This is a genomic window from Maribacter polysaccharolyticus, assembly GCF_028882255.1.
GTDB classification, from domain to species: domain Bacteria; phylum Bacteroidota; class Bacteroidia; order Flavobacteriales; family Flavobacteriaceae; genus Maribacter_A; species Maribacter_A polysaccharolyticus.
In genome coordinates this window covers 692,971-705,434 of sequence record NZ_JARBUY010000001.1, presented here as the reverse complement: position 1 = coordinate 705,434, position 12,464 = coordinate 692,971, and the positions used below count along the sequence as shown (strand labels likewise).

Here is a 12,464-nt window from a genome sequence, read left to right as displayed (position 1 = left end):
TTTACAAAAAACCTACTTTTGTCGTATTAATTTCATTTGAAGAATTTGAATATGTCTGACAAAGTAGAACAAGTAAAAACATTGATCATTGGTTCAGGACCTGCAGGGTATACTGCGGCCATTTATGCCTCACGTGCAGATTTAAAGCCTGTTCTTTATACAGGTATGGAACCTGGCGGGCAGTTGACGACTACCACTGAAGTCGATAACTTTCCAGGGTACCCTGAAGGCATTGACGGCCCAACAATGATGATGCAGTTGCAACAGCAAGCCGAGCGATTTGGGACAGATGTACGTATCGGGATGGTCACAGCAGTGGAATTGAGCAAGGAATTGGGAGGTATCCATAAGGTTACGGTTGATAATGAAAAGACCATTGAAGCACAGACCATTATCATTTCGACAGGTGCTACCGCGAAATATTTGAACATTCCAAGTGAACAACGATTAAGGGGCGGGGGCGTTTCCGCCTGTGCCGTTTGTGACGGTTTTTTCTATAAAGGACAGGATGTTGCCATCGTTGGTGCCGGTGATACTGCGGCGGAAGAGGCCTCATACTTGGCCAATATCTGTAACAAGGTTACCATGCTCGTTCGTAAAGATTATATGAGGGCTTCCAAAGCCATGCAACATCGGGTGAACAGCCTTCCCAATTTGGAAATCAGGTATAATACGGAGGTTGATGAGGTATTGGGTGATCAAGTGGTCGAGGGTTTAAGAATGGTTAACAACCAAACCAATGAAAAGGAAGAAATAGCGATTACGGGTCTATTCATAGCCATTGGTCATAAACCGAATACCGATATTTTCAAGGGACAGGTAAATATGGATGAAACCGGTTATATTATTACCCAGGGAAAATCCACGAAAACAAATCTACCTGGTGTATTTGCCTGTGGCGATGCACAGGATAAGGAATACAGGCAGGCAGTTACTGCAGCTGGTACGGGATGTATGGCCGCCTTGGACGCTGAACGTTATTTGGCCATGGTTGAATCTACCAAGGAAGAAACCGTTTAGATACCTAAAAGTAGTAGGGACAAAAAAAATCCGCTGTACAATTACAGCGGATTTTTTTTGTTTAATGTAAAATGGGTTTTAATCGATTCTTATATAGTTTTCAGAGAATGTCCTGTTTCCCTCCTCATCGATTGTGATTTGGCTGTATTTGTCATCTTCGAGCCATAGTTCAAATTTGAAGGTTCTTAAGGTATCCAAGTTGGTCATCATACCAATATCACCATATTCGATATTTTCAATTAAAAAAGTATCCATTAGCTTATAAGTGCCATAGCCAAACCTACCTTTTACATTGTTCCCATCAGCATCCTTAACATACTTTTTCGTAGTTCTGGACCACATGACCTTTCCATTGTAATACATTTTCACCTGTCTATACCCTTCGCTTGTAGGTAAGGTGTCGGTAATGTGTTCGCCGTCAAATTGATAAAAACTTTGAAGTTCCCATGTACCTTCGATTGTATGATATGGTTCCGGTTTAGAGCTTGTAAAAGCTACCATCGTTATAAAGATTGCCATCAAAAAGACAGCACCAAGCAATTTTTTCATATGTATTAGTTTTAGGAGTTTAAATCATCTAAAAGTTACAAATAAATATGTTAAAAACATAATGAAAAAAAGCTATTATTGGGTATATAATAAATAAATTCGGTTTTTATTGTGATAGTATCAAATAAAAGGATTGATGTGTCGGCATAAGTCTTGAATATCCTCCTGGGTATGATGGCTAGACAAAACGATACGGCTCATTACAGAGGAACTTTCCGCCGGGTAATTGAAATTGGTGATGATATATCCGTTTTTTTCAAGGTAATCCGTTAATTCGGGAGTATTGAAACTGTACGTCGGATGGCCCTTCATATGACCGAAAAAATCAATGTCAGTGATCGATTTTTCAAAGTAGGCCATATTTTGGAGCAATTGGATTCTTTTTTTTGAATAAATGGTTTGTCCGTCCAAGAAGGTAGCCAAACTTGATGGTGCGGCTGGACTGGCCCCTCCAAAAAAAGCCGTATTGCTAAGTTGCCCTATTCTTTCCTTGGTTCCGAATACGGCCCCCGCCTGTATGGCAAAACCTTTTCCCAACGAGCAACATACAATGAGTTCTTTTGGCTTTAATGCTTGTATTGTCCTGTATACGCCTTCCCCGTTATTCCCCACGATACCGATACCATGGGAATCATCGGCCACCACAATGACCTCATCTAACGGAAGACTTTCCAATGCTTTGAAATCGGGGTAATTTTGGCCATTGAAATCAATGGAATCCAGAAACAAAACAGGAATCGTCTTTTCTTTTTTGTTTACATAGGCCTTTATGGCATTATGAAGTGTTTGAAAGTCGGCATACGGTTTATTGTAATTATTGTAGAGTGCCGAATGGGTATTGGGGGCATAAAAAAGCCTGTATTGTGGTTTATTGAAATTTTGGGCAATGAATTGGCCTGCCAAATATCCGGAAGATAAGGTCAGGGCGGCCTCACTACCTACGATTTTGGACAAAAGGGATTCGGTCTCTTCATATACCGATAGTCGTACATTCGATTTTCTCGAAGCCCCGTAGTTTGTACCGTACTTTCTAATGTTATCGATATACAGATCTTGATATTCCTTGTCGGTTTGGAGTCCTAAATAGGAGGTTCCTCCAAAATAGACATACTTTGACCCGTTTATGGTTAATTCACGACCTGGAAAACGATCAATGTAATGTGCCATTATTTTAAGGTTATTCCACTGCCGCCCAAAGTTGGGAAAACCAGGGTCGCATCATCATTAATGCTAATACCGTCGGCAATATCTTCTTTTAATAACATGGCCCCGTCCATGTCAACATAATCCAATTGTGGGGTCAATTGGGCAATGGCCGAGATACCTACGGTAGATTCGGTCATACAACCAACCATGACTTTAAGCCCTAAGGCTTTCCCTTTTTGGATCATACGCAGCGCTGGAGTTAACCCCCCACACTTGGTCAGTTTAATGTTGATACCATTGAAATAAGCCCCGCATTTTTCAACATCCGATTCAACGATGCAGCTTTCATCGGCTATTATGGGTAAAACACAATTTTGCGATACTATTTTCATGCCTTCCCAATCCGCTGCTTTTAAGGGCTGTTCCAAAAATTCGACCCCCAAATCCTTTAGCAGGGGCGCATTGGCTAAAGTCTCCTCGGCAGACCAGGCGCAATTGGCATCTATTCGAAATAGGGCATCGGTATGTTTTCGCAATTCGCGTACGATCTCCACATCATTTTCGGTACCTAACTTGATTTTGTAAATAGGCCATGGCTTTTCTTCCATTTTATTGACCATGGTTGGTATATCGGCTATACCGATCGTATAATTCGAGGTAGGGTAGTGGTCGGTCGTGGTATTCCAAATTTTATATAGGGGTTTTCCCAATAATTTGCCATAAAGATCATGTGCCGCAAGATCCAAGGCACAGCAGGTAAAGTTGCTTACTCCTTTAGCGACAAGAAACTGATGGAAAACTTCGGGAACCGTAAAATCGAAAGCTTCGATTTCGCCAATGATCGCTTCGATTTCACCCATCATGCTTTCGACGGTGATGCCGTAATAAGGGTTGGAAGTGGCTTCACCATAGCCCGTATGTCCGTCCAAAGAAAGACAAACGATGATAGTGTCTTGAAAATCATGTGATTCCCGGGATATGCTAAAGGTATGTTTTAAGGGTAAAGTGTACTTTTTTAATTGGAGCTGCATGTAGAAAATGTTTGTGCTAATATAAATAAAGCGGAGGGACTATAAATTAAAAACGCCATCAATATTTTGATGGCTTTTTATGCGTTTTTGGTTCGGGAGGATTAATTTTTATGTACACTTCCCGATACCGATTTCTTTTTGGTGACCTTGGCATCCCCGGAATAGGAAATGTTGCCGCCACTACTGGCATCTGCGGTCAATGCATCGGAAACATTTACCGATACATTGCCACCGCTACTGGCTTCGGCACTGCATATTTTAGCCATCAATTTTTTGGCATTGATGTTCGCCCCCGAACTGGCATCGACATAGACCGAACCGGCATCGCCGGAAATACTGAGGTTGGCCCCACTGCTGGCATCGATATCCACTTCGTTCGCCTCCAGTTCAATATGTACATTGGCCCCACTGCTGGCATCTATTTCCAATTTGTCGGAAGTAATCCTGTTTTCGGTACTTAAATGGGCCCCACTGGAGCTTTTCAATCCCGTTACCTCTGGTAGGGTAACGAATATTTTCTTGGTGGCCCTTCCGATATTTTCTTCGGTATGGATACGTAATCGGTCATTTCTGATGTCGGTGGCGATAAGGTCGATGATATTATCGTCCGCTTCAACGGTGATTTCGAATTCAGTGCCTTCGGTGACGAATACATCAAGGCCTTCAGAGGCCGAAACCTCGGTAAAATTACCTGTAATTTCCCTTGTTTCCGAGGTAATGTTTCCATTACCCTTTTTGCCACTTCCAAAGTTCCCGAAGTTAATGTCGAGTCCACATGAAGACAGGAATAAAGTCAATATCAATGCGATTGTAATGCGTACTAATGTTGTCATGATCGTGTTGATTTAATGTCCTTGATAGGACAAGTTGATTGTTGTTAATTGATGAATAAACTTCGTAATCGCTTGGGGTTTTAGCCAATAATAGTTACCCAGTTGTCGTTGAAAGCTGCTGGATCGTCAAGGAATCTAACTATCCTTGTTCTTGATGGCCACACCATCTTCGTCAATATTCAATTTAAGTCCCTCCCCTTGATCGTTCAGGTCAATGTTCAGTACCTCCCCGTCATTACTGTCATCTGCTTTGATCTTGACCCCGTTTTCATCGATTTTCATTTTAAAGGAATCCCCATTATCCTTAATGTCGATATCGATACCCTCCTTATTGATGATGATACGGTCATTTCCTTCTTCATCTTCAATGATTTCAGGACAGTCCTGACATTTCAGTTCCCCGTCGGATCCCATAGACCATAGGTGTTCGGTAATACTGCAACGCCCCATATCCCGATCGTTCCTTGTGCTAATGGGCAAGCATCTTCTCGATTCGCTATCAAATTGAATCGCTTTGCCCTCGGGTATATATAAGGTGATCCATACCTCTTGGTCCCTGAATTTATAGTGCAAAGCGGTTGTGAGAAAATCATTGAAAACCATCGAATTACCCTCTACCTTATAGGCATATTCGATATTTCGGGCAATTTCCTTGGCCTCGCTAAAGGAACTTCCGTTGGCGTCTTTTCGTATTTTAACACGTACAATGCTGTCCTTTGATTTTTTAAGGGACAGGCGAACATCATCCGAAACCAATATTTCCTCTCCCTCATCGGTCGCCGTGACCATGACGCCATCAATGGCCATGTTCCTTCTCTTTTCATAATATTCCGAAGGTTGCATGCCAATCAACAGGGTGTCGTTGGGGACCTCGAACAATATGTTTTGTTCTACGGTTATACTATCGGAATAGGCATGTGCGGCTGCCTGACGAATTCCTAGTACCACTAAGGTAATCAGGGAAATCAACCAAAGGCCCAGCAAAGAGAATTTGGCGATGTTGCCAATGGATTTTAGGTTGTTCACCAAGATCTTCAACCCTAAATAGAGGACGAAGAAAAACGGTATACCCACCACAAAGAAGGCCAATAACGATACCAACCAAACGGGGGCATTGGTCGAGTTCACCATATTGTAAAAATCCACGCCGGGAATATGGATCATATCCAGGAGGCCGACGGTAAAAAGACCTACAAACAAGCCAATGAGGGTAGCGGCCCCTATGAGGATCAGTATAATACCTATGAATTTACCAAAGACTTTAAAAACGAACATGAATATTTCGCCTATGGTATCGAAAAAAGTCTTGGTACCATTTTTGACTTTGTTCCCTACTTTTTCGTAGTCCACACTTTTTACCCTATCAGCAACGTCATCAAACCCTTCTTTCACTTTACGTTCTATGTTGCTGATATTCACGGGCTTTCCCGTCATATCCAACTTTTGGGCGGTGGTTACTGCTTCTGGTACCAGGATCCATAGAAGAATATAGGCGATAAAACCGAAACCGGTGGTAAGGGCTAGGATAATGAATATGATACGTATCCATAGGGCATCGATACCGAGATAATGTTCCAAACCGGCGCAAACCCCACCAATGTATTTGTGCTCCATGTCCCGATAGAGTTTTTTGACCCTGGAGGCCGTACGCGATGTGGATTTCGATTTGTTGACCGGTTCATCCTCGAAGATGTCCTCATCGATCATATAATCCTCTGGCTGGCCCATGACCGAGATAATGGCATCGACTTCCTTTAAGGTGATGACCTGACGTTCATTTTCCAACTTTTCGTAGAAAAGTTCGGCAATTCTTGCTTCGATATCAGCTTGTATTTCATCACTGCCCGGGGTGTTGGCGAAAGAACGTTTAATAGCTTCCAAATATCGACGCATTTTATCGTATGCCTCTTCATCCATATGAAAAAGCCTATTTGCGAGATTTATGTTTACTGTCTTGTTCATTATTTTTTATTTTTTTTGTTGGTTACCACATTGGTGGCCATTCTTAATTCGTCCCAGGTAGTATCTAATTCCTTCAGGAATAATTTTCCTGTTTCGGTCAACGTGTAATATTTTCTTGGCGGGCCTGAGGTCGACTCTTCCCAACGGTAGTTGAGCAAGCCGGCATTCTTAAGCCTTGTCAATAAAGGGTAAATGGTACCTTCTACGACGAGCATCTTAGCGTCTTTAAGGGTACTTAGGATTTCCGATGCATATTTGTCCTCTCCGTTAAGAATGGACAGTATGCAGTATTCCAAAACCCCCTTGCGCATTTGTGCTTTTGTGTTTTCTACATTCATAATTTCATGATTCTATTAATTTAACTGTTCGTTTGTTCCTGTACCCGACCCCTTTCAAAATTTGCGACACGTGATTAAGGTGTCCTGAAACAGATCCGGTACAGGTTTTGATTGATGATTAAACTCCTTTCTTCCACATCATGGGTACACGATGTACCTTATCGTTTTTAATGCAGGCTGATAATTCTTTTCATCTGCCATTGACCGTTATTTTGGGCCCAAATCCCAATGAATTTGCTGGGTTTTGAAATGGCATCCGGCTCCTGGTTATTGTAAAACTTATGGAGTCCCATGGCCACAGCCCCAAAACCTTTTATTTCATATACCTCAAAACTATCCTTTAGCAATTCTCGGGTTACCTTGCCACAAATATTTTTTTCTATACTTTCCAAAACCGTTTCTCTTGAAGTGGACAACCCTCCCTGATCATGGTAGAATTCCAAATCCTCGGCCAATAGCATTTCCTGTGTCTTCATATCACAGGTATTGTAAGCCGTAAAATATTCGTTGTCCAAGGCCTTTATTGTTTTGTACAATTCAGAATCCATGGCCTCTTGCGCCATTGTTAGTTGGGCCACCATGACCAAACCCAGAAAAAGTGCGATGTTTTTTGCCGTTCCCATTATTTTATGAAGTTTATGGTGAAAGGATAGCTAAAAGTCTGTCCCTCATTGGTCCTCATGGTTGCCAAAATGGTATAGACCACATTTATCACAAAGAGCGCACCATGCAGTACCCCTGCGATTCCGATAGGAAAAATCCATCGATTGAAAGGGAAACCGTCGAAGTCAAGATCGATCCTGAAATTGTTATAACTGTTCAGGCCGTCGAAACCAAAAAAACCGTGATCGAAAAGATGGGGTAGGAATCCAAGGAAGAACGGGATGCTTACCATGCCAAGGATCAATGAATACAAAAGCATGCTGATCTGAAAGTTCAGGGCCTGCTTTCCATTATAGTCCACAAATTCATAATCCTTCTTATTGGCGGTCCATAGGACCAACGGAATAATGAAATTACCAAAAGGGATAAAGAACCTGCTGAAGGTCGAAGCATGTATGATCGCGGATAAATTTCGCTCGTGTTTTGAGATGGTGTCTGTCATGGCCTATTATTTTCTTATACAAATATATATCTAAAAGAAGGTACTTTGCAAAGCATAGTACTAAAAATTAACTTATAATTAACATTTATAAGTTCGATTATTTTAGCTACATTTAGCTGAAATAAGACCAATTATGGGGGTTTCCGTACGAAAATACAATACGTTCGCTTTTTTTAAATTACCATCTGCCTGGTGGTGTGGTGTACGTTTAAAATACCTGGATAAGCAAAAAGCCATAGTAACCGTAAAGCATAAATGGTTCAATCAAAATCCATTTAGATCTTTGTTTTGGGCCGTTCAAGGCATGGCTGCGGAATTTGCCACGGGCACTATGATGATCGATCAAATCAGGGCCACGGGAAAGAATATTTCCATGTTGGTAGCCAACAACACCGCCAACTTTTCCAAAAAGGCCACAGGGAGAATTACGTTTACCTGTGAAGATGGCCATAAAATAAAGGAAGCGTTGGATAAAACCATTGCCACGGGTGAAGGACAGACCGTATGGATGAAATCCGTCGGTGTCAACGAAGATGGTGTAGTAGTCTCCACTTTTGAGTTTGAATGGACCATTAAGTTAAAAGGCGATTAATTACATCCCTAAAGAATTCCATAGATAAATACCGCTCATTGGTATGCTTAATACCCCTGCATATCTATTTACCTTGTCACTTTTTGCCATAATCACCAATTTCGTTTCTGATTGGTCTTTAAAGGGTCTAATAACCGAGACCAACATTAATAACCTTTAAAACAGAAATGAAAAATGCGTAAGTTGGTAATTATCTTAATTCTTGGTTCGGCAAGTTTAGGTTTGGCACAGGAAACGGGAAGTGTGTATGTTGAATCTCAAGTTTTACCGAATTCCGATGTGGCAACCATTAAAAAGAACAGCCTTGGATTTGATTATCCGTTAAAAACATTTTCGGACAAGGAGAGTATCAGTTTGATTGGGGAATTCCAGAATATGAACATAAATTTTGTGGATGAGGATGTGCCTTTTGAAACTGGTCAAATCGAAAATTTCAATACCATAGGTTTAGGTCTTGCGTATAATAGGATTCTTAACAATGGCTGGGGGTTTTCGCTAAAAGTGACCCCACAATTATCATCAAATTATGATACCAACGAGTTCAATAGTGAAGATCTTTTCATTGGTGGGAGTTTGATTTTCGATAAATTGAATGAAGAAAAGCAAACCATGTGGAGTTTCGGGGTGGATTATGATTCCCAAAACGGTTTGGAATACCCGATTCCCGTTGTTGCTTATACAAAAAGATTGAATGATCAATGGGCTTATAAAATAGGTTTCCCCGATGCGAGGATAAAGTGGACCATAAATGACAATCATTATTTTGAAGCCTTTACCACCTTGGATGGTTTTGCAGGAAATATAAACGATGACCTCGAGATTTATAAGGAAGATTATACCGGTTTCTTAAAAAACACCTATTTGGTGGGGGGATTGGGGTATAACATCACCTTCTTCAGCAATTTCGAATTCAATGTCCAAGCCGGTTATTCTGCCTTCAATACGATGGAAGTCCAAGATTATGATGCCGATCGGATTTACGATTTTGATATGAAAAATGGGGCATATTACAATTTTGGACTCAAGTATAATCTAAAGAAAAAGACAAAGGTCAAAAGTCCTTATTAGGCTTGTTGATAAAGGCCGTTACCCCCTTTGATTTTAACATATACAGCGTATCACCATTAAGTACTGATGGTGATACGCTTTTTCCGTTAGGATACAAGGCAATGTGTCTTTCCACTGGTATTCGATATCCTTAAATTCCATATGCCCTTGGGTAATTTAAATTTTCTGATATGTTGTAACAAAAGCCATGAAGTTATAACTAATAGGCATTGATCAAAACATTCAAAAAATGAACGCACACGAAATAGACTATGAAATTTACGGGGAAGAAATGCAATATGTCGAGATAGAGCTCGACCCACAGGAAGCCGTTGTGGCTGAGGCGGGTAGTTTTATGATGATGGATTCCGATATAAAGATGGATACCATTTTCGGTGATGGCTCCAATCAGGACAATAGTGTTCTGGGAAAGATTTTTTCCGCAGGTAAACGGGTACTTACGGGTGAGAGCCTATTTATGACAGCCTTTTTAAATGCCGGACAAGGGAAAAAACAGGTGAGTTTTGCCTCTCCCTATCCAGGAAAGATCTTACCCATCGATCTGTCCGAAAAGGAGGGGAAGTTTATTTGCCAAAAAGATGCCTTCCTATGTGCGGCAAAGGGGGTTTCCGTAGGGATTGAATTCTCAAAACGACTGGGAAGGGGACTTTTCGGGGGCGAAGGATTCATTATGCAAAAGCTCGAAGGCGACGGAATGGCTTTTGTACATGCAGGTGGAACCATGGCAAAAAAAGTATTGGCACCGGGGGAAGTCCTAAAGGTAGATACAGGTTGCATTGTCGGTTTTACCAAGGATGTTGATTATGATATTGAGTTTGTGGGGGGAATCAAGAATACCATCTTTGGGGGAGAGGGATTGTTCTTTGCAACCTTACGTGGTCCGGGGACGGTTTATATCCAATCATTACCCTTTAGTCGATTGGCAGGAAGGATACTGGCTTCACTACCACGAGGGGGTAAGGATAAAGGGGAAGGCAGTATTTTAGGTACCTTGGGCGATATTGTAGGTGGGGATAACCGATTTTAGTCGGGAGTAGCCAATCGTTCTTCGAACCATCGAATGGTTTTTACACGAAAATATTATCAATGGGATAGGGTGTGGGCACCCTATCCCATTTTGTTTTTAGTTTAATTGGTCCGAAGCCTCGATCAAACGTGCGCTTAAATCGGGAGTGGCCATGTCCTTGTCCAATGGGAACATCGGACGTTTTATATGTTTATGGCCCAAACGTTCCAAATCTTGGTCCACGCCACCAGGGGTCAAGGCCATGATCCAATCGCCCCGCATTTCATAAAGTTCGGGAACCAAATACCCGATTTTGACTACTACGATATCCGTTTTTTCCGGATCCAGGTTCAAATCGGTAAAATCGGCCTTATAGTGGTAGGGTTTTCTCTTTTTGGTTACGATTACCCGAATACTGCCGATCTGTACCACTACTTCCACTTCGGCATCACGGTCGCCTTCTTTTATGGCGGTTACCGTTCCCGTAAGTTTCAAGGGAGGGGCAAATCGATTGTCAATAGCGGCACCTGCCATGGCAGAGACTTTACCGCCCACTCCAACCTTTATGGCCTCATTGACCAATTCGGGACCTGGAATGGAGGCATAGATCAAAGAAGGGCCATTTTCGGTTTTAAACTCAGGGCGGTCCAAAAGTTGTTTTAAGGTCCAGGTAACATCGCCTGCACCACCAGCGGTGGGATTGTCTCCCATATCACTGATCATAAAGGGTTTTTTAGCACTGTTCAGTGCCTTCTCCAAACTCTCTTCCAACGTTGCAACGGGAGCTACGAATTTAAATTCGTTCCGAACATCCCAAAAAGCCTTGGCCAATTTTTCCGCCCCATGTGTAACTTGTTCCTTGTCATCACCGGTGACCATGACAACTGCATGGTTTCTGGGTTCATCGGCCCAAGCATAGCCGATCCATATGGCGGCATCTATTACGCCCTCTTGTTTTTCTATGGCTGGTATTTTTGCATAAAGACTTTTACCGGGTTCAATGCGTGTACTGGTCTTTTCCCCTGGCAATAATATGGGTACGGGTATCCAAGCCTTGTATTTGGGCTTGCCCATGCCATTTTCCAAGCGGTCCAATAAATTGGTGATTGCCCTGGCCTTGGATTCCAAGGCATCTTCATGGGGGGCCATTCGGTAACAGGTAATCAGATCGCTATGTCCTGCCAATGTTTCGGTTACGTTCCCGTGTAAATCCATTGAAGTGGAAATCAGCACATTAGGTCCTACGACCGCTCGAATTCGTTTGATCAGGTCACCTTCAGCATCTTGCAGTCCAACAACGCTCATTGCCCCATGAATATCAAAAAACAACCCGTCATAGGGACCATTTTCTTCCAACATTTTCAAGGTTTTGCCAACCATGCTTTCATAGGCTTCCTTGGTAACTATACCCCCAGGTATGGCTTTACCCAAGAGGATAGGTACCCAATCGGCCCTCTTGCGGATATCACTATCTGCTGCAAAAAAAGGATATCTTCCAAAAATGGAATCCCCGATGCGGGCATGGAATGCTTCTTCATGACTCTGGGCAGGGGAGAAGGTACTCGATTCGATGCCCAGACCTGCTATCGCTACCCGGGGAAGTTTTTGGGTGTCTTGGGCTTCTTTTTTTATTTGTTTACAGCTAAATATCAATAAAAATGAAATTGTTAGAAAGGCAAGCGATTTTTTCATGCAGTTTATTCTTTGGTTTGGTTAAAATCCTTGAAATTTGTCCAAGGAAATAATTGATAACGTTTTGGCCATTGGCTAAAAGTAATATTTAAATTTCATTTACGATTCCGGTATATTGGCCT

General features: G+C 42.0%; 13 protein-coding genes. 4 read left to right on the top strand and 9 right to left on the bottom strand.

Annotation, left to right across the window (positions count from 1 at the left end; genetic code table 11):
- Window positions 1-51 precede the first annotated feature (51 nt).
- Window positions 52-1,020: a thioredoxin-disulfide reductase gene (trxB, locus tag PHU20_RS03160; RefSeq protein WP_274823887.1), complete on the top strand. Its 969-nt coding sequence runs from the start codon at window positions 52-54 to the stop codon at window positions 1,018-1,020.
- A 78-nt stretch (window positions 1,021-1,098) separates the two neighbouring features.
- Here the strand turns inward: trxB and PHU20_RS03155 are convergent, their stop codons facing one another.
- From PHU20_RS03155 to PHU20_RS03120, 8 genes are all read right to left on the bottom strand, one after another.
- Window positions 1,099-1,569, bottom strand: a complete 471-nt coding sequence (locus PHU20_RS03155; RefSeq protein ID WP_274823886.1) for a hypothetical protein — start codon at window positions 1,567-1,569, stop codon at window positions 1,099-1,101.
- 120 nt (window positions 1,570-1,689) lie between these two features.
- On the bottom strand, window positions 1,690-2,736 hold the full coding sequence (locus PHU20_RS03150) for a PLP-dependent aminotransferase family protein (protein ID WP_274823885.1): 1,047 nt from the start codon (window positions 2,734-2,736) through the stop codon (window positions 1,690-1,692).
- Window positions 2,736-3,746 carry a dipeptide epimerase gene (locus PHU20_RS03145; protein ID WP_274823884.1) on the bottom strand — a complete coding sequence of 337 codons (1,011 nt, stop codon included), beginning with the start codon at window positions 3,744-3,746 and terminating at the stop codon, window positions 2,736-2,738. The genes PHU20_RS03150 and PHU20_RS03145 overlap by 1 nt, the downstream gene beginning before the upstream one ends.
- Before the next feature lie 101 nt (window positions 3,747-3,847).
- Window positions 3,848-4,579, bottom strand: a complete 732-nt coding sequence (locus PHU20_RS03140; RefSeq protein WP_274823883.1) for a head GIN domain-containing protein — start codon at window positions 4,577-4,579, stop codon at window positions 3,848-3,850.
- A 135-nt stretch (window positions 4,580-4,714) separates the two neighbouring features.
- A complete protein-coding gene (locus tag PHU20_RS03135) occupies window positions 4,715-6,541 on the bottom strand; it encodes a PspC domain-containing protein (RefSeq protein ID WP_274823882.1) in 1,827 nt (608 codons plus the stop codon).
- A complete protein-coding gene (locus tag PHU20_RS03130) occupies window positions 6,541-6,879 on the bottom strand; it encodes a PadR family transcriptional regulator (protein ID WP_109650550.1) in 339 nt (112 codons plus the stop codon). The genes PHU20_RS03135 and PHU20_RS03130 overlap by 1 nt, the downstream gene beginning before the upstream one ends.
- Before the next feature lie 167 nt (window positions 6,880-7,046).
- On the bottom strand, window positions 7,047-7,502 hold the full coding sequence (locus PHU20_RS03125; RefSeq protein ID WP_274823881.1) for a nuclear transport factor 2 family protein: 456 nt from the start codon (window positions 7,500-7,502) through the stop codon (window positions 7,047-7,049).
- Complete coding sequence (locus PHU20_RS03120) at window positions 7,502-7,984, bottom strand: DUF4870 domain-containing protein (RefSeq protein ID WP_274823880.1); 483 nt, start codon at window positions 7,982-7,984, stop codon at window positions 7,502-7,504. Before PHU20_RS03120 ends, PHU20_RS03125 begins: the two co-directional genes overlap by 1 nt.
- Window positions 7,985-8,117: 133 nt before the next feature.
- Between PHU20_RS03120 and PHU20_RS03115 the strand changes: the two genes are divergently transcribed.
- The 3 genes from PHU20_RS03115 (at window position 8,118) to PHU20_RS03105 (ending at window position 10,671) form a co-directional block, all read left to right on the top strand.
- On the top strand, window positions 8,118-8,576 hold the full coding sequence (locus PHU20_RS03115) for a DUF4442 domain-containing protein (RefSeq protein WP_274823879.1): 459 nt from the start codon (window positions 8,118-8,120) through the stop codon (window positions 8,574-8,576).
- Between the two features lie 174 nt (window positions 8,577-8,750).
- The gene (locus PHU20_RS03110) at window positions 8,751-9,644 is read left to right on the top strand and encodes a DUF6268 family outer membrane beta-barrel protein (protein WP_274823878.1); all 894 of its coding nucleotides are present in this window, start codon (window positions 8,751-8,753) and stop codon (window positions 9,642-9,644) included.
- A gap of 229 nt (window positions 9,645-9,873) precedes the next feature.
- A complete protein-coding gene (locus PHU20_RS03105; protein ID WP_274823877.1) occupies window positions 9,874-10,671 on the top strand; it encodes a TIGR00266 family protein in 798 nt (265 codons plus the stop codon).
- A gap of 96 nt (window positions 10,672-10,767) precedes the next feature.
- Here the strand turns inward: PHU20_RS03105 and PHU20_RS03100 are convergent, their stop codons facing one another.
- Window positions 10,768-12,342: a M81 family metallopeptidase gene (locus PHU20_RS03100; protein ID WP_274823876.1), complete on the bottom strand. Its 1,575-nt coding sequence runs from the start codon at window positions 12,340-12,342 to the stop codon at window positions 10,768-10,770.
- Window positions 12,343-12,464 lie beyond the last annotated feature (122 nt).